This is a genomic window from Arthrobacter sp. PAMC 25486 (assembly GCF_000785535.1).
In the GTDB taxonomy this organism is placed as follows: Bacteria; Actinomycetota; Actinomycetes; order Actinomycetales; family Micrococcaceae; genus Specibacter.
In genome coordinates this window covers 1584845-1608071 of record NZ_CP007595.1, presented here as the reverse complement: position 1 = coordinate 1608071, position 23227 = coordinate 1584845, and the positions used below count along the sequence as shown (strand labels likewise).

Below are 23227 nucleotides of genomic sequence, written 5' to 3'. Positions count from 1 at the left end.
CGCCTACGCCCCGGCTTCAACCGCCGCAGCGTTGTCCGCCCATAATGACGGTTCTGCAGTCTGGGCCACCATGGCCGCCCACATGGCGGGGAAGCCGGGCATGGTCTTGGCGGTGGTGCCAATGTTTTCTACTTCAATGCCGGGCACGGCCAGGCCGATGATGGCACCCGCCGTTGCCATGCGATGGTCGTGGTAGCTGTGGAACACGCCGGCGTGCAGGGGGGCTGGGTTGATGATCAGCCCGTCCTCCGTTTCCTCGGCGTGGCCGCCCAGGGCGTTGATCTCGGCAACCAGCGCGGCGAGACGGTCGGTCTCGTGTCCGCGCAGGTGCGAGATCCCCCGCAGGCGCGACGGCGTGGAGGCCAGTGCGCAGATGGCAGCCGTTGACGGGGCCAACTCCGAGGTGTCGGAAATGTCCACGCCAAGGATGTCAGCACCGCCGGTGACGGTTAGGACGCCGTCCTCCAGGGTCACGGTGGCGCCGAACTGCGGCAGGATTTCACGCCATTTGTCGCCCACCTGGGTGGTGTTGGTCGGCCAATTCGGGATGCGGACGGTGCCGCCGGTGGCCAGTGCTGCTGCCAGGAACGGGCCCGCGTTGGAGAGGTCTTGTTCCAGGGAAATGTCAAAGGCGGCGATGGGGCCCGGCTGCACAATCCAGTGCTTCGGGGTGGAGTCATCAACCACCACGCCCAGGGAGCGGAGCACCTCGACCGTCATGGAAATATGGTCCACACTGGGCACGGATTCGCCGATGTGTTCCAGGTGCAGTCCGTTGGCAAAGCGCGCGGCGACCAGCAGGATTGCAGAAATGAACTGCGAGGAACCGCCGGCGTCCACCTGCACATGGCCGCCCTCAACCGTGCCCGTGCCGTGGACCGTGAACGGCAGGAAGCCGTCCTCCGCGCCCTCGACCCGCACGCGCAGCCCTTCCAACGCGGCCACAATGGGAGCCATGGGGCGCACCAAAGCCGCTGGGTCGCCGTCGAACGTCACCGGACCGGACACCAGGGCGGCCAGCGGCGGGACAAAGCGCATGACCGTGCCGGCCAGGCCGCAGTCGATGAGGAGACCGGCGTCGGGCGCGGAAAAACCGCCCGGAATGGGGGTGACCACCAGGTCCGGGACGTCCCCGCTGCCGGGAACTTCATTGATGCCGGCGCCCATGGTGCGCAGCGCGGCGATCATGAGGTCGGAATCGCGGGACTGCAGCGGGGCGCGCAGGCGGGACTCGCCGTCGGCGATGGCTGCAAGGACAAGGTACCTGTTGGTCAGCGATTTGGAGGCCGGAATGGTGACGGTGGCGTCCAGGGGTGTTGCCGAAAAGGGTGCGGGCCAATGGGCGGTGGTCATCTGTGGTTACTGTCCTGTCACGTCGTGGGCTAGCGCGCGGACTTGCTTGTCCGCATTCTGCAACTGCTTTTTGGTGGTCTTTTTGCCGGACTCGATGAGCTTCTCCGCACGCCAGGCCAGGCCAGGACGGCCCACGGTGTCAACGCTGGCCAGCAGCGCCCCGCCAATCAGGCCAATATTCTTGGTCAGCTGGTTGCGGCGGTGGGCGCGGTTTTCCTTGGTGGTGGTGTCCGCGTTGCGATACTCAACCACGGTGCCCAGTCCTGCCGTCAACGCCAGCACGACGGCGGCCGGGCGGGCAAACTTTCCGGCGGCCAGCAACACGCCGGCCCCAACCTGGGTCCCGGCGAGGACACGGGCCAGGGTTTTCTCGCTCGCCTGAACGGGCAGGACTGCGCTGAGTGGGCTCAAAAGCGGCGCCAGTTGCTGCGCCGTTTGCTCCGCATGGCGCAGCCGGTCAATGCCGGAAAGGATGAATGAGGACGCCAGCATGGGGCGGGCAAATATGCGGATAATGGACAAGGAAGCCTCCTAAGTGGTGCTTTCAGCCCCCGTTGGCGGCGCAGGCCAGCCCCCGGAAGGCTCTCGCTGTGTACAAGTCTCCCACCTCGGGGCGGGGTTTGCGGAATATACGACGCCGTTCCCGGGTTTATATGGTTAGCGGCGCCTTCTGAAGGGGCCGGGTAGGTGACATTCCACGCGAAGGAAAGGCGGCAATGCAGACACTAACCAAGGCTGCGCAGCCAGCGGCAGCGCGACAGCTGAGTCTGAGCATAGACTCAACAGTGATGAACATTTCCGAGCCTGAGCAAACCGTCAGCACCGAGGCCGCCGTGGTGAGCACGGACGTTGCCGATGTAGATGTTGCCAACGAGACCACTGACGCAAGGCGTGCCCGTTTTGAGCGCGACGCCATGGTGTACGTCGACCAGCTGTATTCGGCTGCGATGCGCATGGCCCGCAACCCCAGCGATGCCGAAGACCTGGTTCAAGAGGCCTACACCAAGGCGTTTTCAGCGTTTCACCAGTACAAACCAGGCACAAACCTGAAGGCCTGGCTGTACCGGATCCTGACCAACACGTACATCAACCTGTATCGCAAGCGCCAGCGCGAACCACTACAGTCCAACTCGGACAGCATCGAGGACTGGCAGCTGGCACGGGCGGAATCGCACACCTCCAAGGGGCTGCGTTCCGCCGAGGCCGATGCCTTGGATCACCTGCCCGATTCCGATGTTAAGAATGCTTTGCAGGCCATCCCGGAGGAATTCCGGCTGGCCGTGTACTTTGCCGATGTTGAGGGATTTGCCTACAAGGAAATCTCAGAAATCATGAACACCCCCATTGGCACCGTGATGTCACGGCTGCACCGGGGACGAAAACTTTTGCGGGAAATGTTGGCTGACTACGCCGTCGAACGCGGCTACCTCAAGGACGCCAAACAACCAACTGATACGGAGAACTGACCATGGGCGACTGCCAAAGCCTGGGCGATTGCGACGATAAACGCATCGTTCGAATTTACGAATACCTTGACGGTGCCCTGTCCCGTGAAGACCTCGGCGAGATCAAGGCACACCTTGACGGCTGCGCCGACTGCTCGGACGAGTATGACCTTGAATGCGTCATCCGCTCAGTGGTGAAACGTTCCTGCAAGGAAGCCGCCCCTGAAACGCTGAAGGCCGCCATTTTGGCACGCCTCCACGAGGGCAAGCCCGCCGCCGTTTAGTTCTCGCCGGGTGCGGCTGATTGTCAGCCGGCTTCCGGTGCCTGGCCCGGCTGATCCTGCCGTGTTTGCTGCGGGCGCATGGAGATGGTGCTGTATTGGCTTGCCGGCCGGCCCGTCACGCGGCGGTGCAGTGATCCCGCAATCAGGTGTGCCTGCACCTTCGCCATCTCGGCTTTCTCGCCGGCAAATAGCTCATCGACCGTATTGGTCCACAGCTGCAGCCACCGGTTGAAATGCTCCAGCGTCAGCGCTTCCTTGGCATGGATGTCAAAGTGGATCTTCAGCGCATTGCGGCTGTAGAGGCCCGCCTTGAACAGCACTGTCTGCCAGAAGTCGGCCATGATGGGCATGTGCCGGGGCAGATCCATGTGCGCCACCTCGGTGAAGATGAGTCCAATCGTTTCGTCCGCAAACGCCTTGGTGTAAAACGTCTCCACCAGGGTCAGGATGTCCCCCCGGGTGGCGATGTCGCGGCGGTCCGTCGGGGCCGTGGTGGGCGTTTGGTGCGGTTCATAGGCGTTCAGGTTCGACGCCGTTCTACCGGAGTTGAGTGCTGTGCGTGCCACGGGTTCGGCGACGTCCACGCGTTTTGTGAATTCGGAATCCTTTGTGCGTTCCACGGCGTCAGGTTGCCACGGCAACGATAAGCAGGATGCCGGCAATGGGCAGGGCAATGGCCTTCAGCAGCTCGGATCCGATGTAGGCAATGTGGGTCACTGTTGCCACCTTGGCCTTCACCGCCGTGTTACCGCTGTGTGTGAGCGCCGTGTGCGAGAGTGCCTTCGTGCGGTGGGCCATGGCCGGGCGCAGCACCACCATTTGAAGTGCCAGCGCGAGGATCGGGATTGCCAGGAAGATGCCGATGGGCAGCGTCACCAGCTCCTGTTGCTGTGTCCACGCGCCGACGATGAGCACTGCCAGCACCGCTTCCACCAGGTTCAGCACCTTGAACACGAGCCGTCCAATGCCAACACCCAAAGCGTGCGTCATGCCCGGCGCCTTGAACTTCAGTGGGGTTTCGATGAAGGAGATGGCGGCGATCATGCCAAACCAGATAAACGGCAACATGGTGAGCAGAACGATGGCGAACATTTTCGGCTTTCTCTCAAGGCGGGGTGGATCTGTCCCTCCAGCCTATCTTTGGAACAGTATTCTTCTTGTTAATAACGTGCCTGCTTGCTCACGCCCGGACACAGCTGCGAAGCCGCGAGGACGGGATGCCCCGCGCGGAAGCGGCACCGCTGCCCTGGCGCAGTAAATATCTGCGCGGGAGCAGCCACTGCGATCCGCGCCGTATGGACCGGCCGCGAATCATGCAAGCTGCCCCCGCGGGTGCTTTTTCGGGTTGACCGGTCGCCCAACACGCCGAGCCGTGAGGTAAGGCGGTTGTGAGGCCGCTAAGTCGCCATATCTCACGTCTCGCCGATTGGATGATGGGTGGCTGGGTGGCTGGGTGGCTGGCGGGGGGGATCCGGGGATGACAAAGGCCCGCCCCACCAGGTGGTGGAACAGGCCTTTGCTTTGATTCATCAAGACTGGCTTGATGCGTCAAGTCTTAAGTGTTGGGACGCTTACCGTGGTTAGCGCCGCCCTTCTTACGATCTTTACGCTTGCGTGAACGCTTGGACATAGCTGCCTCCAATCATATTAAAGATCTTCAAAAACGATCCGTACCTAGTTTCGCATAAATCGCACAGGTGCACCTAACCGGAGGGCCCAATTTAGCTGTTGAGTGCAGCCTTGATGCTTGCTGTGGCCTGCTCCAGCACCGTACTGATCGTTGCCACGGCGGCTGCGTCCAACGTGTTCTTGGCGGACTGCACCCGAAGTTCAACGCGCAGCTCATCGCGGAACTGCTGCAGCAGGAAGTCGGCTTCCTTGAGTGGGCCTCCGGAGCCGGCGGGTTCACTGCGGGTGGGCTTGGTGCCTTGGCGGGCCGAGGTGCGGGCCGACTCGGCGCTGGCGGCCAGTTCTGCACGCAGTGTGCGCATGTTCTGCTGCACCTCATCGCGGATTTCATCGGCCAGCCGGCGCACGGAGGACGTGATGTTTGCCTGTACCTCGCTGAGCTCGTGCTGGCGCTGTTCCAACTCAACCCGTCCGGCGTCTGTCAATGAATAGATGGTGCGCCGGCCATCCATGGTTGTCTCCAGCAGGCCCTCCTCCTGAAGTTTTGCCAGCCGCGGGTAGACGGTTCCGGCGCTGGGGGAGTAGGTGCCGCCAAAGCGGTCCGTGAGTGCACGGATGATCTCATAGCCGTGCTGCGGCCCTTGTTCCAGGACGGCGAGCAGGTACAGTCGCAGGGCCCCATGGGCAAAGACGGGAGGCATTAGAAGCCCTCCTTTTCCAGTGTGGGTGTGGCGGCGCGTTCCACGGGAGCATGGACGATGGAGACCGCACCGGACACCGTTGAGGTGTGCGCGGTCAGGCGTGGCGATTCCGGTCCGGATGAGGCCGTGGTGTTTTGGCCGATGACGGTGAAACGTTGCTGGTCCAGCAGCAGGGTGCCTGAGGCGCTGGTAGCGCGGACGTCGACGCCAACTGTGCCCGGCAGCCGGACGGTGATCTCGCCGGAGACGGATTTGGCGTTCAAGGTGCGGGTAGCGCCGTGCAGGTCGAGGCTGACGTTGCCTGAGACCGTGCTGGCACGCACATCCGTGAGGTCGCCGGAGGCCATGACGTCCCCGGATACGCTCTTGATGACCAGGGCGCCCCGGTGGTCGCGGGCGATGACCTCGCCGTTGACCGTGTCGATGCTCAGCATGCCCTCGGTGGCATCGGCCATGAGCGAGCCGGTGACGGTGCGCAGCGTGGTTTTGGCGCTGCCGCTGACCATGCCGTCGCCGTTGACAGTGCTCGCCGTCACCAGGGTCCCGGCCGGTACGGCAATGCTGATGACGGCGGTGGCGGCCTGCTGGAAGTTCATCAGCCGCTGCAGCCAGTTCGATGAGTTGAAGTGCTCAACCTTCAGAGTGCCGTTATTGAAGCGAACCTCCAGCGGTTGGCCGTCAACCTCAGAGATTTCCAAGGTTGTACTGTTGCCCTCGGTGACGACGATGTCGAAACGGCCCTTGACCAGGGCAACTTTCACTTCGGCCACACCGCTGAGTTCCAGTGTCTGTGGCTCGGTGACGGACCACGATTCCTCGTTCATTGCAGCTCCCTTGTTTCGCGTTATATCGCGTTGATAGATACACGCTATAACGCGAAGCGCCGAATTTCAAGATATATCGCGAAATTGGGAAGCGCGACGGCGCGTCCCGGCTCCTGCTCTTCGCCCACCCAAGGCGCCGCTCAGCACAGAATCGAGTTTCGCCGTCGTTCCTCACAAAAAGCATCTGGCCCGCAGAAAACGCCGAAAAACACCCCAAAATCGGGAATTTTCGCTATTTTCTGCGGGCCAGATGGAAAAGCGCAGACTACATGGCTTCTGGGATCTCCAGCCACTGGTACCAGCCGCGGTGCAGCACGAGCCAGGCCATCAGGCCATAGCCGGCCTGGCCGGGGGCGCCGGCGTTGGCGGCAACGTCATTGCGCCACTGCTCATGGTTCTGCAGGGGCGAGAACGTGTCAACGTAGTGGTGCTTGCGGCGTGTGGTGACATCGGCGAAGGCCGTGTTCAGTTCAGCCAGTTTGCGGTTCAGCGCAGGATCCAGCGACGGCGGCGGGCCCACCACGAACACGGGGATGTTCAGTTGGGTTGCGCCGTCGAGAATGTTCGCCAGGTTCAGCCGGCTGCGTGCCGTGGACAGGCCATAGTCGATGTCTCGCCCGGACAGCCCAATGATCAGGCGGTTTTCATGGAAGTCATCAAAGCGGCGCCCGGCCTCCTGCAGCCACCGGCCGGCCAGCGCCTCGGTGCCCTCGCGCGGTGTCGCCAACACGTAGGGCTCGATCGTGACGGCATCGTTGGGGGTCCTGGCCAGGACCCGACCAAGCCAGCCCAAGGCGCGGGGATCGCCCACGCCTGCCACCAATTCATCCCCGACAGCAACTATTCGCAGTTCCCGCTTCTCCACGGCGCCTCTTCCTTGTGCACATGCTTGAAAATCAAATAAAAGATGCCCGGCCTGATATTGCAGACCGGGCACCAGTGTTGCGTTAGCTACGCTCGAACGCCTGCTTGACCAGCAAAGTCTGCTCGACAGCGTGGTTCTTGGAGGAACCTGTAGCGGTCGCGGCAGACGCCGGGCGTGAGACACGGACCAGCTTCTTCTCAAGCTCAGGGGCCAGGTTCAGACCCATGAACGGCCACGGTCCCTGGTTGGCCGGCTCATCCTGTGCCCACACGATTTCGGCGTTGGGATACTTGGCAAGCTCAGCCTTGATCTCCTCCAGCGGCAGCGGGTACAGCTGCTCCACGCGGATGATGGCAACCTTGTTGTCTCCGGCCTTGTCCCGCGCAGCGAGCAGATCGTAGTACAGGCGCCCCGAGACCAAAAGGACACGGTCGACGGCGTTGGGCTCCACCGCTGCATGCTCACCGATCACGGGGCGGAAGCCGCCCTTCGTGAAGTCCTCGACAGAGGAGGCCGCAGCCTTCAGGCGCAGCAGCTGCTTCGGGGTGAAGATGATCAGCGGCTTGCGCGGACGGCTGTATGCCTGACGGCGCAGCAGGTGGAAGTGCGACGCCGGTGTGGTGGGGTTGGCAACAATCATGTTCTCTTCCGCACACATTTGCATGAAGCGCTCGATGCGGGCTGAGGAGTGGTCCGGGCCCTGGCCCTCGTAGCCGTGCGGCAGCATCAACACGAGGGACGAGTGCTGGCCCCACTTCTGCTCAGCGGAGGAGACGAACTCGTCAATGACGGTCTGGGCGCCGTTGACGAAGTCACCAAACTGGGCTTCCCAAACGACCAACGCATCAGGGCGCTCGACGGAATAGCCGTACTCGAAGGCCATGGCAGCGTATTCGCTGAGCAGGGAATCGTAGATCCACAGCTTGGCCTGGTCTTCACTGAGGTCGCGCAGCGGGGTCCAGACTTCGCCGTTGGCGCGGTCGTGGAACACTGCGTGGCGTGAGACGAAGGTGCCGCGGCGGGAGTCCTGGCCGGCCATGCGGACCGGGACGCCTTCCATCAGCAGGGAACCGAAGGCGGCCAATTCACCGAAGCCCCAGTCAATGCTGCCTTCGCGGGACATTGCCTCTCGCTTTTCCAGCAGCGGCTTGAGCTTGTGGTGGATCTCGAAGCCTTCAGGAACTGCCAGGTGGACTGCGCCGATACGGGCCAGGGTGTCGGCGCTGATGGCCGTGGTCTGGGGATCGTTCACACCGGTGTCGCCCTGCTGCGCGATGGGGCGCTCCAGGTCGGAAATGGGGTTTGAATCCTTGGTGATGATCGGGATCGGCGAGGTCTGTGCGGCATGCGTTTCGGCGAAAACGCGCTCGAGGCGCTCCTGGTAGTCGCGCAGCAGCTGCGTGGCTTCCTCTTCGGTGATGTCGCCGCGGCCGATCAGGGCCTCGGTGTACAGGCGGCGCACCGAACGCTTGGCCTCGATCAGGTTGTACATCAGCGGCTGGGTCATCGAGGGGTCATCACCCTCGTTGTGGCCGCGGCGGCGGTAGCACACCAGGTCAATGACAACGTCCTTGCGGAAGCGCTGCTGGAACTGGTAGGCCAGCTGGGCTGCACGCACGACGGCTTCGGGGTCATCACCGTTGACGTGGAATACCGGCGCCTGGATCATCTTGGCAACATCGGTGGAATACACCGAGGAACGTGATGAGGACGGGGCTGTGGTGAAGCCAACCTGGTTGTTGACAACAATATGGATGGTGCCACCCGTGCGGTAGCCGCGCAGCTGGGAGAGGTTGAGCGTCTCGGCAACAACGCCCTGGCCTGCGAAGGCCGCGTCGCCGTGGACCATGATGGGCAGGACGGGGAAGTTCTCGCCCTGGTCCAAACGGTCCTGCTTGGCGCGGACGATCCCCTCAAGGACGCCGTCAACGGCTTCCAGGTGGGAGGGGTTGGCGGCGAGGTAAACCTTGGTCTCGTTGCCGGCGTCGGAGGTGAAGGTGCCCTCGGTGCCCAAGTGGTACTTGACGTCGCCGGAGCCCTGGACGCTGCGTGAATCCTGGGTGCCCTCAAACTCGCGGAAGACCTGTGCGTAGGTCTTGCCGGCGATGTTCGTGAGCACGTTCAAGCGGCCTCGGTGGGCCATCCCGATGGCAACCTCGTCGAGGCCGTCGTCGGCCGCGTCGGAGATGATGGAGTCAAGCAGCGGAATCAGGGATTCGCCGCCCTCGAGGGAGAAGCGCTTCTGGCCCACAAACTTGGTCTGCAGGAACGTCTCAAACGCCTCTGCCGAGTTCAGCTTGGACACGATGCGCAGCTGCTCTTCGCGGCTCGGCTTGGAGTATGGATGCTCCAGCTCGTTCTGGAACCATTCGCGCTGCTCGGGTTCCTGAATGTGCATGTATTCCACGCCCGTGGTGCGGCAGTAGGCGTCGCGGAGCACACCGAGAATGTCGCGCAGCAGCAGCTTCTGGGCGCCGCCGAAACCGCCGGTGGGCCATTCGCGGTCCAGGTCCCAGAGGGTCAAACCGTAGGTGAGCACGTCCAGGTCGGGGTGCTTGCGCTGGACGTATTCCAGCGGATCGGTGTCAGCCATCAAGTGGCCGCGCACACGGTAGGAGTGGATCAGCTGCTGGATGCGGGCAACCTTGTTGATCTCGTCGGCCGGATCAACTTGCAGGTCAAGGCTCCAGCGCACGGGCTCGTACGGGATGCGCAGGGATTCAAAGATGTCGTCGTAGAAGTTCTCGGCACCCAGCAGCAGCTGGTTGACCTTCTTCAGGAACTCGCCGGAGCCGGCACCCTGGATGACGCGGTGGTCATAGGTGCTGGTCAGGGTCAGGATCTTGGAGACGGCGTTCTGCGCAATGATCTTGGGGCTGGCACCCTGGTACTCAGCCGGGTAGTCAAGGGAGCCGACGCCGATGATGGCGGCCTGGCCCTTGGACAGGCGGGGCACCGAGTGGACGGTGCCGATGCCGCCGGGGTTGGTCAGGGAAACCGTGGTGCCCGAGTGGTCGTCCGCCGTGAGCTTGCCGGCGCGGGCACGCTTGATCAGGTCCTCATAGGTGCGCCAGAACTCGGCAAAGTTCATGGTCTCGGCACGCTTGATGTTCGGCACCATGAGCAGGCGTGTGCCGTCGGGCTTGGGCATGTCGATCGCGATGCCGAAGTTCACGTGCGGAGGCTGGACGGCAACGGGCTTGCCGTCGATCTCGTCATAGAAGACGTTCATCGACGGGAACTGGCTCAGGGCCTTGATGACGGCGAAGCCGATCAAGTGCGTGAAGGAAACCTTGCCGCCGCGGGCACGGGCCAGGTTTGAGTTGATGACCACACGGTTGTCAATGAGCAGCTTTGCGGGGATGGCACGCACGCTGGTGGCCGTGGGAACTTCCAGGCTGGAGACCATGTTGGCCGCGATGGCCTTGGCCGGGCCGCGCAGAACAGTCTTCACTGACTCTTCGGGTACGGACTTGTCCTTGGCAGTCTTGGGCAGCTGTGCCGGGATGGGGGTGGCTCCGGTGCGGGCGGCATCCTTGGCCGGCGCGGGCGGGCGCGGGGCAGCCGGCGCCTTGGGGGCCACGGCGGGAGCTGCCGGAACAGCGGCAGCAGGGGCCGCCGTCGTGCTTGGGGCAGCTGCAGCCGGGACGGAAACTGCCGGAATGGGAGCCGCGACTACCGGGATCTGGGCAGTGACGGGGGCTGCGGCGTGACGGCCGTTGCCGGCTGCATCATCGGCTGCGAAGCCTTCAAAGAGTGGCCACCACTTCGTGTCCACGGAATTCTTGTCGCCCTTGTAGCGCTCATACAGTTCATCGACGAGCCACTCGTTGCCGCCAAATTCTTCGGGTAGACGGTGGATGGATTGCTCTGGCACGTGTATTACGCCTCTTCCATGAGTTCTTGTTGCCCGCTGTCACAAGGTTGCGCAAGGCGGCGGCACCCGAAACCGATGGATGCTGTCGGCACAAACCTGCGAAGCCTATTCGATAGTTGTCCGTGGTTCAACAAACCCCGGTCCCCAACAAGTCTAGTAAGCAGGGTGGCCTCTAGGCCAATCTACGCCCCGGCGCGCCATGGGTTTGAGAAAAAAGTGCAGCATTTTGCGGTGAAAGGGATCACACGATGGCTAGACTCATACCCGGGCGGCAGCTTGGCGCCGTCGCGAGGGCCTCTAAGCAGGGAGTGTTATGCGTTTTCTGAACCAACCCGCCACCGATCTGACCTACTCCGACGTTTTCCTGATTCCCTCGCGCTCCACAGTCACCTCACGGCTGGATGTTGACCTGTCCAGCGGCGACGGCACCGGGACTACGATCCCGCTGGTGGTTTCCAACATGACCGCGGTGTCCGGCAAGCGCATGGCTGAGACTGTGGCCCGGCGTGGCGGCATGGCGATTTTGCCGCAAGATGTTCCCCTCGACGTGCTGCGCTCCGTCACCGAATGGGTTAAGCAGCGTGACACCCTCTATGAGACGCCGCTGCTGATGACTGCCGGTGACATCGTGATCGACGCCGTCCACCTGATGAGCAAACGGTCCCACAATGCGGTAGTTGTTGTGGACGGCAGCGACTTTGTCGGTGTGGTGCGCGGCGTGGACTGTGAGGGCGTGGACCGTTTCTCCTCCCTGGCCTCGGTCATGCGTTCCAATGTGCTGACCCTGGATGCCGTGCCGTTCGATGACATCCGGAAGCAGGCCGACGCCGGCGACCTCGACTTTGCCGCCGCCAAGGACCAGACCGACGCTGCACTGCGTTCGGCGTTTGCCGTGCTGGATGCGGCCGGGACCGATTATGCCCCGGTGCTGCGGGACGGCGAGGTGGTGGGTGTGCTGACCCGCACCGGCGCGCTGCGTTCCACCATCTACCAGCCCGCCCTGGATGCTGCCGGCCGCCTGCGCCTTGGTGTGGCCGTGGGCATCAACGGCGATGTTGCCGCGAAGGCTTCTGCGTTGTTGGACTTTGGCGTGGACGCGCTGGTTGTGGACACTGCGCACGGCCATCAGGAAAAGATGTTCGACGCCCTGCGTGCCGTGCGCTCCCTTTCGCCGTCCGTTCCGGTGGCGGCGGGCAACGTTGTCAGCGCCGCCGGTGTGCGGGACCTGGTGGAGGCGGGCGCGGACATCGTCAAGGTGGGGGTTGGTCCGGGCGCCATGTGCACCACGCGCATGATGACGGCCGTTGGCAGGCCCCAGTTCTCTGCCGTGCTGGAATGTTCGACGGCGGCCGCCGGGTTGGGTGCCCACGTGTGGGCCGACGGGGGAGTGCGCTACCCGCGGGATGTTGCCCTGGCGCTTGCGGCCGGCGCGAGCCAGGTGATGATTGGCTCGTGGTTTGCCGGCACCTATGAGAGTCCGGGAGATTTGCAGGTTGATGCCACCGGGCGTCAGTACAAGGAGAGCTTTGGCATGGCCTCCGCCCGGGCCGTCCAGAACCGCGCGTCTGCTGAGGGAGCCTTCGAACGGGCGCGCAAGGGGTTGTTTGAGGAAGGCATTTCAACGTCCAAGATGTACCTTGACCCTGCCCGGCCGGGAGTCGAGGATCTGCTGGACATGATTACGGCCGGGCTGCGCAGCTCCTTCACCTACGCCGGTGCTTCGTCACTGGCCGAATTCCGGGAGCGGGCCATTGTTGGTGTGCAGTCGGCCGCCGGTTATGAGGAAGGCCGGCCGCTGCCGCAGAGCTGGTGACGGCGTTGGAACCGTTCGGCACATGGTTTGGCCTGAACGTGGCGCGGGATGGCACCCGGCGGAAAGTTGGCACTCGCGTGGGCGCGTTGGCGGGCAACCGTGCGCATTGCTGGTTCCCGTGCGGGCATATATGCCACGTCGCCCTGCGTGTGCGTCTCGCCCATAGCGCCGGATGCGCATGGCCCAAGATCATTTTCATTCTGCGCATAGTTCGAGTGCCAACTTGGCGCCCACGTGGGCGCATAATTTGATGTCGGAGGCCTGGAACCAGGGTTTCTGCACTAGAACGGGCGCCGGGCCGGTGCAGCTGCGGATGGTCAGGTGAGTGGGAAGAATGCTTTGGTTGCGCGTCTGCGCACCCACTGCCGCGAAGCATGTAAATAGACAAGCCGGTGTTTCCCGGCGGGCACCGGACCGTCGGCATTAGAAGGCCATACGGAGACTTGTGTGCCGCTGGGATACACCGGCATTGCCGGCTCGAGTTGTTACTTGACGCCGCCAGCTGTGAGGCCTCCGACGAGATAGCGCTGGAAGACGAAATAGAGGATGACAACAGGAGCAGCACAGACCAGTGCCGCAGCCATCATCTGGCTGTACACGGGTATGGCGCCACCTTCTTGGCTGGCGCTGAATGTCTGCAGCACAATCGCAGCTGTGGCTGTGTCCGGCTTGGTGAAAATAGAAGCAAACAGGACGTCATTCCAGCCAAGCAGGAACGCGAAGATACCCGAGACCACGATACCGGGCCAGCTTAGCGGGACGATGATCCGGAACAGGATGCCAAGGTTTGAGGCTCCGTCAATGCGGGCAGCTTCTTCCAGTTCACGTGGCAGTCCCCGCAAGTAAGTGACCATAACCCAAGTGGAGAATGGCAGGGCGAATGTCAGATAGGCAATAAACAAACCCCATAGGGTGCCAATGATAGTGATACCAACCCATGAACCGATGGAAGCAAACAGCACGAACACGGGAAGCAGCATGAGCGTGCCGGGGATGCTTTGGAGGCCCAAGAGTCCGCGCAGCATGGTCAGTCTGCCCACGAACGAGAACCGCACCAGTACGTATGCGGTACCGATGGCAATGATGGCAGAGACTACGGCTACGGACCCGGAAACGATCAGGCTGTTGATGATGCCCTTGCCCAGGCCGACACTTCCCCAGATTTTGGTGTAGCTCTCCAGGGAGAACTCGCTGGGCCAAAACTCTCCTCGAGCAACACCAATGTCGGAGTTCAGTGAAGCGAGGAAGATGTATGCGATGGGGACCAGCACAAGAATGCAGAGAAGGGTGGTCAGTACAGCAATGAGCCACGTTGGCATCAGCCGGGTCACTTCTGAGTTGCGACTCTTTCGGCTCTTGCTACGAGCCGGGTTAGCGGGGTGAGTCAGGGTGTGAGAGCTCATTTCTTTCCTCCATCGTCGGAAACGTCGAGCTTGACCGCCCTCAGGTAGATGAAGAGGGGGATGGCGATGAGGATCAGTGAGACAACGGCCATTGCGGCACTCAAGCCGAAGCGGAAGCTCTGGAAGCTGGTCACGTAGACCAGAATGGGCAGGACGTTGACGTCTGCAGGTGCCGGGGCGCCAAAGAGGACGTATGGCAAGGTGAAGTTGTTTATGTGGTTCAAGGTTGCCAACAAGAATGCAAGAGAGACTGGCCCCTTTAGGTAGGGGAAAACCACTTCACGCAATTTGCGCCACCACAACGCACCATCAATGGCTGCAGCTTCATGGACTTCTGAATCGACAGATTGCAGGCCAGCCAGGGCCAGCAGATAAATGAACGGCCAGGCTGCCCAGATCTCCACGAGAACCAAAGTCCAGTAGGACATTGGCCCGTTGAGCCACAGGGTGGGGTCGATGCCTACATTGTTTAGGACGCCGTTGACAATTCCATCAGGCTGCAGCATTGTGCGCCACACGGTGGCAACCACGAATGAGGGCAGGATATAGGGGATGAGGAAGACCGCTCGCACAATGGCCCGGCCGCGGTACGGATTTTGAGTAACGACGGCGGCAGCCACACCCAGCGGAACAGTCACCACTGTGGCAATCACTGAAAAAGATACGCTAATCCAGATGGACCGCAGAAGATCGGTCTTAGTGATGGCCTCAACAAAATTGTCTATCCCGATGAAGGGCGTCGTGAGCCATTTGCGAAGCGTGTACTGATCGAGATCAATGACTGACATGTACAGGGCCAACACCAATGGGATGAGAATGATGACCGTGATGAGGAGGCCACCCGGTGCAAGCAACCATAAAGGCCTGTTGCGTTCAGTGACACCCTTGTACTTCCTACTTTTGAGTGGGGGAGGACCCCCTGCAGAACGAGCTGACTCGTCCTGCAGGGTGTTCCCGGCGTTTTTGCGAGGCATTGAAATAATCTTTCAGCAGCTGCTACTTGGCCCGGTCAAGTGCGGCCTGGGCCTTGGATTGTGCATCCTTGAGGCGTGCCGTGAGGCTGGCATCGCTGACGGATCCGGCAGACAGGTCGGGGATGGTCTGGACGGCAACGTTGGTCAGGGCAAGCTGGACGTCTCCCCATGCACCGCTGAACGGTGTGGCTACCGACTTGGAGGCTGCATCCAATGCCGGAGCAACAAGCGGATCCGATTCGAGAGCCTTGGCGGCCTCAACGTTCGTGGGGACCTCGCCGAAGATCTTGTAGTAGTTCGACTGGGCGTCGGCATCGGTGATCATCTTTACGAATGCGAAAGCCAGGTCCTTGTTAGGCGAGTAGTCAGCAATGACCAGGTTGTCACCGGAGAGAATGCTGGCGGCCTCCACGCCGTCGGCTGGACGTGACGTCTCGCCTGGAGGGACCATCGGCATGAGTGCGTACTGGTATTTGCCTTTGACCTCTGACTTGTCGAGGGTGGGAATGCTCAGCGGCGAGGTCATGGGCAAGTATCCTGCCTTGCCGGCGGCGAAGGCCGCCACGGCCTGGGCGTTGCCCCAGCCGACCGCAGCAGGATCCACGCACTTGTCCGTTGTCATCCAGCCAAAGTAGGCCTCGAAGGCCTTGGCGACTGTGGGATCGTCCAAACGGGCTTTCTTGCCATCGATGATTGGGTTGCCGGCTTGGATTGACATGGCCCAGATGAACTTCCACGGATCGAAGTTGTCCTTGTATGCAACGGCAAGACCGTACTCATCTCCGGTGGTCATCTTCTTGCCGTGCTCGGCAAACTCATCCCACGTGGTGGCGGGCTTGTCGATGCCTGCCTTGGCGAGCAACTCCGTGTTGTAGGCCATGACGAACGGGCGGCTGACGAACGGAATGCCAATCAGGTTGTCCTTGTCGGGTCCGGAGATGCCGAGTGTGGCGGGGACAAATTTGTCCTTGCCGCCAATCTGATTCCACTCGTTGTCACCCAGTTTGACGAAGGCGCCCGTCGAGAAAGCGGTGGGTGTGAAAGTGGTTCCCAAGCCGTAGACGTCTGGGCCGGTGCCCGATACCACTGACGTCTGAATCCTGGTCATTTCGTCATTCGCAGTGGGAAAGGTTTCCCACTGCACGGTGGCGCCAGTCAGGGTTTTGAAGTCTTCGGCGGTCTTGGCGAACCACGCCTTCTGCTCTTCGGGGTATTGAGGCTTGGTGCTGAAGAGGACTGTGAGTGTCTTTCCCTTGCCGTCAATGGCGCCTCCGGTACCTCCTCCGGTGTTCGGGGAGCTTTCAGGGGAGCTCCCGCATGCAGCCAGCGCCAGCGAAAGGGCTCCCAAGCCACCCCCGATGATAAAGTTCTTCCGTGTGATTTCCATGTGGTTCCTCCTTGAACAATGAAAAACTGAACGTGACCTAAGTCATGGTCCTTGGCTAGTGCTTCAGACTCTATCGGCATGGCAATGTGTCTGCAATCAGTTGCCAAGAAATTGCCAAACTGTTTAGAATTCCTATATCAACATCAACCATGGGCAATGTCAGGAGTCACTACGGATGGAGTCAGGGTCGGGTCTGGGTACTGGAAGGGTGACTCTGCAGGACGTGGCCAAAGTTGCTGGAGTGGCAACTTCCACGGTCTCTAGGGTCTTGTCGGATCCCGGCCGCATTAGTCCAAAAACGACGGCGGCAGTCATGCTTGCCGTGCGGCAACTTGGGTATGGGGTCGACAAAGGCAAGCCCGCAGGTTTGGCAACAAAGCCGCGGGCCGTTGCGCTGCTTGTTCCAGATATCACGAACCCCTTCTATTTTGGCATCATCCATGGCACCCAGGAGCAGCTTAAGGCTGCCGGATATATCCAGCTTCTTGTTAACACGGAAGAGTCAGCTGACTTGGAGCAGTCCGCGCTTAACAGCATGATCTCTTCATCCCGGGGAGTCATCTTGGCGGCGTCCAGGCTGTCAACAGATGCGCTGGCCAAGGCTGCGACACAGATTCCTCTCGTGGCGCTGAACAGGAACGATGCGGATGTTCCCGCTGTTTTGATCGATCCGAGCTACGGCATTCATCAAGCTATCCAGCACTTAGTGTCCATGGACCATCGGCGGATTGCTTATATCTCCGGACCTGCCCATTCCTGGTCGAGCCAATGGCGTTGGCAGGTGTTTGAGGATGCTGCCCGTGAGTATGGCGTGGAAGCTGTCCGGCTGGGACCCTATTCGCCGAAACAGACGTCAGGTGCAGCCGCCGCGGACACTCTGATCACCAGCAAAGCCTCTGCCTGCGTTGCGTTCAACGACTTGCTCGCCATAGGCATGCTGCGGCGGTTGCTGACCAGAGGCGTCAAAGTGCCCGACGACGTCAGTATCGTGGGGTGCGACGATATTTTTGGGGCAGATTTCTGCAACCCTCCTCTAACCACCATCACCGCTCCCATTGAGCAGGCTGCCCGTGTCGCCACGAGCATGTTGCTAAGCCGGTTGGGTAGCGATCCGTTGGCTGTGCGCCAAGTTTCCCAGCTCCCAACGTATTTGACTGTGCGTGAATCCACAGGCCCGGCACCTAGCCGTCGCTAAGCCGATTTGCGCCTCGCAAGTTGCCTATCGAAACGGCTGGCTGGCGAAGAGGAAGCAAACTTGGAGGGCTACTGTCGGGGCTTGTCTGCGGATGCAGGTGGGCGAGAGCCTGTGGATCCTCGAATTGTCAGGTAGGTGGGCAGGAGCGAGTGGCTTCGGGGGAGTGCGCCACGCTCCGGGTCGAGTTGGCTCAGCAGCATCGTCACTGCCACGCGACCGGCCTGTTCCACGGGTGCGGTGACTGTTGTCAGGGGTGGGCTGCAAAAGTCGGCGCCAAATATGTCGTCGCAACCTACAATGCTGATGTCTTGAGGGACCCGAAGTCCGCGTTCCCGCAGTCGGGTCAGCATCCCGATTGCGATGAGGTCATTGAAGGCGATGCCGGCCGTGGCGCCAGAGTAAACCAATGCATCCGCCGCTGCGGCGCCTGAATGTGTACGCGGTGCAAAGGGGCCCAGTTGGACTACGTCTACAGATTGTTCGCTCGCGGCGGCGGAGAGGGCCGCCCAGCGGCGTGCGTTGGAACTGGAGGTTTCAGGTCCGGACAGGTAGGCGATGCGGGAATGGCCCAGTGAAATCAAATGATCCAAGGCCTGGTTGGTGGCTGCCGGCGTATCGAGGATAACTGAGGGAACCCCGGGCACGTCGCGGTTGATGGTGACGAGCGGCATCTTGCTGCTCGCATTGGCAATGAGTTCATCTGGTAGGCGGGAGGCTGTCAGGATCACGCCGTCAGCTGTTTGGCGCATTTGTTCAAGTGTATTGATCTCAACTTCATCGGACTCTTCTGTGTCCACCAGTAGCTGTGTGTAACCGGCAGCCTTGAGCTGATGTTGGGTGCCTCGGATGATGTCGAAATAGAACGGATTGGTAATGTCGGCGACCAGCAAGGCAACGGCCCGTGTGCGCCCCGAGCTCAGCGCCTTTGCCTGTGCATTGGGGACATAGTTGAGTCGCGCGGCAGCAGCTTCGATTCGGGCACGGGTGCGAAAATTCACCCTTCCCGGTGTAGACAGTGCGCGTGAGACAGTGGAGGCCGTTACTCCGGATAAGGCTGCAACATCTCGGATGGTGGCCGGGCGTCGCGGAGTGATGCCATCGGGGATAACACTCATGGGGAGGCCTTCCTTGCTGGTGCCGGTTGACGCTGGGGATTCATGACCGGAACTGTTGTCTGAGGCTGCCGTCGGGGATGTGGCAGCGAGCAGCGCCTCTGTCAGAGTCCTTAGAGTACGCCGGTGCATGAATGATGGCAATCGGTTGTCAGGTCGCTGCTTCGGGGATATGCTGCTTCATACGAGACTTATGACGTGAGTCACCGGAATCGGACCAACGTTTAGGGTGCCGGTTACACGAAAACTAAAAGTGGAGGCCCTGATGTCCATTGCCCAAAACCCCACCTGGACTCTTTCCGGGTTTGGCGACGAGGTAGACCCAGACCCCAAGGTGCAGGCCGCCGTGCTATTGGCGCTTGGGGCATCCCACATTGAGGTCCGTAGCGCCTGGGGCACCAACGTTGTTGAGCTCACCGACGAGCAGATTGCCGAGCTTAAGACAATTCTGGATGAATCGGGACTGAAGGTTTCCGCCGTCGCAAGTCCCATCGGCAAGGTGGACATTTCCCTCCCAGTCGAGCACGAGACCGAGCGTTTGCGCCGTATCATCGTAGTGGCCAAGGCACTCGAAGCCAAATACATTCGCATGTTTTCCTTCTTCCGTGCTGAGGACCAGAGCCCGGAAGGTATCCGCGGAGCAGTCATGGAGCGCATGGTCGCATTGGCCCGTTTGGCCGAGGAATCCGATGTGATGCTCATTCACGAGAACGAGAAGGACATTTACGGTGACACCCCGGAGCGGGTCTTGGACATCATGGAAACTGTGAACTCGCCAGCACTGCGTGCAGCGTGGGACAACGCCAACTTCGTCCAGGTGGGTGTCAAACCCTTTACCGATGCCTACGCAATGCTTCGTCCGCACCTGGAGTACCTGCAAGTCAAGGACGCTAGGGCCACCACAGGTGAAGTGGTGCCGACAGGTCAGGGCGACGGCCAGCTTATGGAGACTCTGACAGCCTTAAGTCAGGACGGTTACGTAGGATTCGCGTCGCTGGAGCCGCACCTGGCCACCCAGAATGAGCTCGGTGGCTTCTCTGGGCCGGCCGAATTTGGTGTCGCAGCCCGAGCTTTCCGCACCGCCACTGACGCCATCGGGATTACGCTCGCCTAGACTAAAGCGCCAATATACGTGACCGCAACACCAGACAAGGAAGTCAGAATGACGAGAGTAGCCATCATCGGATGCGGCGACGTCTCCACCGTCCACTTCGAAGCCGTCAAGGCCATTGACGGGGCGGAGCTGGTGGCCGTGTGTGATACCGATCCCGGCCGGCTGGCCGCAGTATCGCAAACACACGCCGTACCCGGCTACAGCGATGTCGCGGCACTCCTCGACGAGGTGCGCCCCGACGTCGTGCATGTCTGCACTCCCCATAACCAGCACGCCGACCCCGCCATCGCGGCCTTGGAACGCGGCATCAATGTCATCAGCGAGAAACCGCTTGCCAGCACCATGGCCGACGGCGAACGGCTGGCTGCCGCTGCGGCTGTCAGCTCGGCGCGGATCGGCGTCTGCTTCCAAAACCGCTACAACCAGTCGGTTAGGGCCATGGCGGAGCGGCTCGCCTCGGGTGAGTTTGGCGAAGTTCTTGGCGGTTCGGGCACCGTCATGTGGAACCGCTCGGCCGACTACTACCTGAACCGGCCGTGGCGCGGATGCTGGGAAGGTGGTGGTGGCGGGCTCCTGATGAACCAAGCCATCCACACCCTTGACCTGTTGCAGTGGATGCTGGGAGATGTCACCTCGGTGTCCGGCCATGCCGCAACCCATGCACTCGGCGACACCATCGACGTGGAGGACACGGCTGAACTGGTCCTGACCCATGCAAACGGTGCCCGCAGCGTCTTCTACGCCACCCTTGCCAACCCGGTCAACGCACCCATCACGGTTGACATCGTTGCCGAGAAGGCAACCTTGAGCCTACGCGGGGACCTGACCATCACGCACGACGACGGGCGGGTGGAAGTTGTGGAAGAGCGCCGTGCGGAGTCCGGCGGGCGCGATTACTGGGGCGTTTCACACCAGCTCTACATTGCGGATTTCTACTCCCAGTTGGGCCAAGATGGAGCGTTCTGGATCGATCCGGCGGAAGCGCTCAAGACGCTGCGCATCATCAAGGCCGTCTACGCCCAGAGCTATCCGGGCCTGCTGGACGAGGTCTCATGAAACTTCCAAGCACTCACTAACAACCTGGAATGACAACACATTCACTTGACGCGGCCGGATTCGGCCATCGCTACGAAAGGAAAACCATGGCAAAAATTGGTGTGCAAGCAATGATGCTCAAAGAGAGCTTTGCAGACGTGGGTGCATTCGAGACTCTCCGAAAAGTTAGCGGGCTTGGCTACAATGCGGTTGAAATCTCCCAGATACCCATGGATGCAGGAAACGTCTCCGAGTTGGACCGGGCCCAGACTGAATTGGGCATGGATGTAGCCTCCTTGTCAGTCATGATGGAAAAACCTGTGGGACGCCCTGGAGAGTCCCTCAAGGAAGACTTTGACAAGATTATTGACGACGCCAAACGGCTGGACACCAAACTGCTTCGGATCGGAATGATGCCGTTCTCGGCCATGAAATCCATCAACGCTGTGATCGAATTTGCCAAAGAAACGAACGGCTATGCCGAACGACTCCAAGAGGAGGGCATCAACCTTTATTATCACAACCACCACATCGAGTTTGCCAAGTACGGAGGCAAATACCTGTTGGACATCATCAACGAGAATTCCCCCGCCATGGGGCTGGAACTTGACGTTCACTGGGTGCAACGTGGCGGGTTGGATCCGGTACGAACACTGGACAAATACGCGGGACGCACCTCCATGGTGCACCTGAAGGACTATCGGATCGCGATGATGCCGGAGGACGCCTTTAAGATGATGGAATCCGGAGACATGGCGGGCTTCATGAGTGCATTTAGGAACATCGTCCAGTTTGCCGAAGTCGGCGAAGGCAACCTTGACTTTCCATCGATCATTGAACATTCTCTCGCCGCGGGAGCGCAGTACCTGCTGGTGGAGCAAGACGAACTTTATGGTCGCACCGTATGGGAAGCCCTGGAAACCTCCCAGCGCAACCTGGTCGCCATGGGATACCAGGAATTGTTCTAGACACAAGAGCCGGTCACCATATCTGCACGCACCTCCCACTATGCAAAGGATTGAATTCAGTGAGCAAGAAAGTACGTCTCGGCATTATCGGACTGGGACAACAAGGCAGCGCTTACGCCAAGTTCATCAACGAAGGCCTGGTCCCGAACATGGAAATCGGCGCCATCACTGACGAAGATCCGGCAAAGCGGGACCTCGCGGCGACAAACTATCCCGGCGTCAAGGTCTACGACGACTACATCGCCATGATGGAAAGCGGGGACGTTGACGCCGTGGTCACATGCATCCCGCACTACCAGCACCCGGAAGTGGGTATGGCGGCATTGTCGCGGGGCATCCACGCACTTGTGGAAAAGCCGGCCGGTGTCTACACCAAACAGGTTAAGGAGCTCAATGATTTTGCTGCATCGAAGCCGGAGCTCTCTTTCGCGATCATGTTCAACCAGCGCAACAACCCCCTGTACCAGCGGTTGAAGGAAATCGTCGACAACGGCGAGATCGGTACCATCCTGCGCAGCAACTGGATTATCACCAACTGGTGGCGTCCGCAGGGCTACTACGACTCTAGCGCGTGGCGAGCAACATGGGGTGGCGAGGGTGGCGGAGTTCTCGTCAACCAGGCGCCGCATCAGTTGGACCTATGGCAATGGATCTGTGGCGTTCCCAAATCTGTCTTCGCCAAAGTCTCCTACGGCTTTCGCCGTGACATTGCGGTTGAGGATGAAGTCACTGCCTTGGCCGATTTCGGAAACGGCGTCACCGGCACCTTCGTAACCGCCACCCACGACATGGTCGGCACCGACCGCTTCGAGATTCTGGGAGATCAGGGCAAGATCGTGGTCGAGGGTTCCAAAACCGCCACTGTCACACGCCTAAAGTCTAAGGAGCGTGAAATCAGCCAAAACATGGGCATGGATGACGTGCGCAAGCTGTTCATGGGCCAGCTGAACATGGACGACTACCTGACCACCGAAATCGTTGAATTCGAGTCCATCTGGGGCGGCCAGCACGCAGGTGTCTTGCAGAACTTCGCCGCCAATATCCTTGACGGCACGCCGCTGCTGGCCCCGGGTTCCGACGGCATCAGTGGCGTCCGACTTGCCAACGCCATCCATCTCTCCAGCTGGAAGGGACAGGAAGTCGGCCTCGATTTTGATGAGGACGAATTCCTGGGCCTGCTAAATGAACGCATCCGTGAAGAAGGCAAGTACGCTGAGCGCTCATAGGCGGCAGCAAAGCTGAACACCC

At 60.9% G+C, this 23227-nt stretch carries 20 protein-coding genes; 8 read left to right on the top strand and 12 right to left on the bottom strand.

Annotated features, from left to right (window positions below; translation table 11 throughout):
* Positions 1-3 precede the first annotated feature (3 nt).
* Positions 4-1353, bottom strand: a complete 1350-nt coding sequence (gene aroA, locus art_RS07305) for a 3-phosphoshikimate 1-carboxyvinyltransferase (RefSeq protein ID WP_038463525.1) — start codon at positions 1351-1353, stop codon at positions 4-6.
* 6 nt (positions 1354-1359) lie between these two features.
* Complete coding sequence (locus tag art_RS07300; protein ID WP_038463523.1) at positions 1360-1875, bottom strand: DoxX family protein; 516 nt, start codon at positions 1873-1875, stop codon at positions 1360-1362.
* Between the two features lie 194 nt (positions 1876-2069).
* Here art_RS07300 and art_RS07295 point away from each other — a divergent pair, with 194 nt between their 5' ends.
* A complete protein-coding gene (locus art_RS07295) occupies positions 2070-2819 on the top strand; it encodes a sigma-70 family RNA polymerase sigma factor (RefSeq protein ID WP_052136107.1) in 750 nt (249 codons plus the stop codon).
* Positions 2820-2821: 2 nt separating this feature from the next.
* Positions 2822-3082 carry a mycothiol system anti-sigma-R factor gene (gene rsrA / locus art_RS07290; RefSeq protein WP_038463519.1) on the top strand — a complete coding sequence of 87 codons (261 nt, stop codon included), beginning with the start codon at positions 2822-2824 and terminating at the stop codon, positions 3080-3082.
* Between the two features lie 23 nt (positions 3083-3105).
* On the opposite strand, the gene art_RS07285 is transcribed toward rsrA, so the two are convergent.
* The 6 genes from art_RS07285 to art_RS07260 form a co-directional block, all read right to left on the bottom strand.
* Positions 3106-3702 (bottom strand): group III truncated hemoglobin, encoded by a 597-nt coding sequence (locus tag art_RS07285; RefSeq protein WP_216699587.1) that lies wholly within the window; start codon positions 3700-3702, stop codon positions 3106-3108.
* Between the two features lie 4 nt (positions 3703-3706).
* Positions 3707-4174 carry a hypothetical protein gene (locus art_RS07280; RefSeq protein WP_038463517.1) on the bottom strand — a complete coding sequence of 156 codons (468 nt, stop codon included), beginning with the start codon at positions 4172-4174 and terminating at the stop codon, positions 3707-3709.
* Positions 4175-4803: 629 nt separating this feature from the next.
* A complete protein-coding gene (locus art_RS07275) occupies positions 4804-5412 on the bottom strand; it encodes a PadR family transcriptional regulator (protein ID WP_038463515.1) in 609 nt (202 codons plus the stop codon).
* Positions 5412-6236 carry a DUF4097 family beta strand repeat-containing protein gene (locus tag art_RS07270; RefSeq protein WP_052136106.1) on the bottom strand — a complete coding sequence of 275 codons (825 nt, stop codon included), beginning with the start codon at positions 6234-6236 and terminating at the stop codon, positions 5412-5414. Before art_RS07270 ends, art_RS07275 begins: the two co-directional genes overlap by 1 nt.
* Before the next feature lie 265 nt (positions 6237-6501).
* Entirely contained in the window at positions 6502-7101 is a 600-nt protein-coding gene (locus art_RS07265) for a GDSL-type esterase/lipase family protein (RefSeq protein ID WP_038463513.1), read from the bottom strand.
* A gap of 82 nt (positions 7102-7183) precedes the next feature.
* Positions 7184-10978: a multifunctional oxoglutarate decarboxylase/oxoglutarate dehydrogenase thiamine pyrophosphate-binding subunit/dihydrolipoyllysine-residue succinyltransferase subunit gene (locus art_RS07260; RefSeq protein WP_038463511.1), complete on the bottom strand. Its 3795-nt coding sequence runs from the start codon at positions 10976-10978 to the stop codon at positions 7184-7186.
* A gap of 313 nt (positions 10979-11291) precedes the next feature.
* Here art_RS07260 and art_RS07255 point away from each other — a divergent pair, with 313 nt between their 5' ends.
* On the top strand, positions 11292-12791 hold the full coding sequence (locus art_RS07255) for a GuaB1 family IMP dehydrogenase-related protein (protein WP_038463509.1): 1500 nt from the start codon (positions 11292-11294) through the stop codon (positions 12789-12791).
* A 485-nt stretch (positions 12792-13276) separates the two neighbouring features.
* On the opposite strand, the gene art_RS07250 is transcribed toward art_RS07255, so the two are convergent.
* The 3 genes from art_RS07250 to art_RS07240 all read right to left on the bottom strand — a co-directional run bounded on the left by art_RS07250 (position 13277) and on the right by art_RS07240 (position 16555).
* Positions 13277-14110, bottom strand: coding sequence for a carbohydrate ABC transporter permease (locus tag art_RS07250; RefSeq protein ID WP_253901581.1), 834 nt, complete (start codon positions 14108-14110; stop codon positions 13277-13279).
* 80 nt (positions 14111-14190) lie between these two features.
* Positions 14191-15168: a carbohydrate ABC transporter permease gene (locus art_RS07245; protein ID WP_038463505.1), complete on the bottom strand. Its 978-nt coding sequence runs from the start codon at positions 15166-15168 to the stop codon at positions 14191-14193.
* 22 nt (positions 15169-15190) lie between these two features.
* On the bottom strand, positions 15191-16555 hold the full coding sequence (locus tag art_RS07240; RefSeq protein WP_157875190.1) for an ABC transporter substrate-binding protein: 1365 nt from the start codon (positions 16553-16555) through the stop codon (positions 15191-15193).
* Positions 16556-16730: 175 nt separating this feature from the next.
* Between art_RS07240 and art_RS07235 the strand changes: the two genes are divergently transcribed.
* Positions 16731-17750 (top strand): LacI family DNA-binding transcriptional regulator, encoded by a 1020-nt coding sequence (locus tag art_RS07235; RefSeq protein ID WP_038463503.1) that lies wholly within the window; start codon positions 16731-16733, stop codon positions 17748-17750.
* A gap of 68 nt (positions 17751-17818) precedes the next feature.
* Here the strand turns inward: art_RS07235 and art_RS07230 are convergent, their stop codons facing one another.
* A complete protein-coding gene (locus tag art_RS07230; RefSeq protein ID WP_038463501.1) occupies positions 17819-18865 on the bottom strand; it encodes a LacI family DNA-binding transcriptional regulator in 1047 nt (348 codons plus the stop codon).
* 262 nt (positions 18866-19127) lie between these two features.
* Here art_RS07230 and art_RS07225 point away from each other — a divergent pair, with 262 nt between their 5' ends.
* The 4 genes from art_RS07225 to art_RS07210 are packed head-to-tail and all read left to right on the top strand — an operon-like array spanning position 19128 to position 23205.
* Complete coding sequence (locus tag art_RS07225) at positions 19128-19976, top strand: sugar phosphate isomerase/epimerase (protein WP_038463499.1); 849 nt, start codon at positions 19128-19130, stop codon at positions 19974-19976.
* Positions 19977-20024: 48 nt separating this feature from the next.
* Positions 20025-21032 carry a Gfo/Idh/MocA family protein gene (locus art_RS07220; RefSeq protein WP_038463497.1) on the top strand — a complete coding sequence of 336 codons (1008 nt, stop codon included), beginning with the start codon at positions 20025-20027 and terminating at the stop codon, positions 21030-21032.
* 29 nt (positions 21033-21061) lie between these two features.
* Positions 21062-21979 (top strand): sugar phosphate isomerase/epimerase, encoded by a 918-nt coding sequence (locus art_RS07215; RefSeq protein WP_253901511.1) that lies wholly within the window; start codon positions 21062-21064, stop codon positions 21977-21979.
* Positions 21980-22038: 59 nt separating this feature from the next.
* Positions 22039-23205, top strand: a complete 1167-nt coding sequence (locus art_RS07210; RefSeq protein ID WP_038463495.1) for a Gfo/Idh/MocA family protein — start codon at positions 22039-22041, stop codon at positions 23203-23205.
* The last annotated feature ends 22 nt before the right edge of the window (positions 23206-23227 follow it).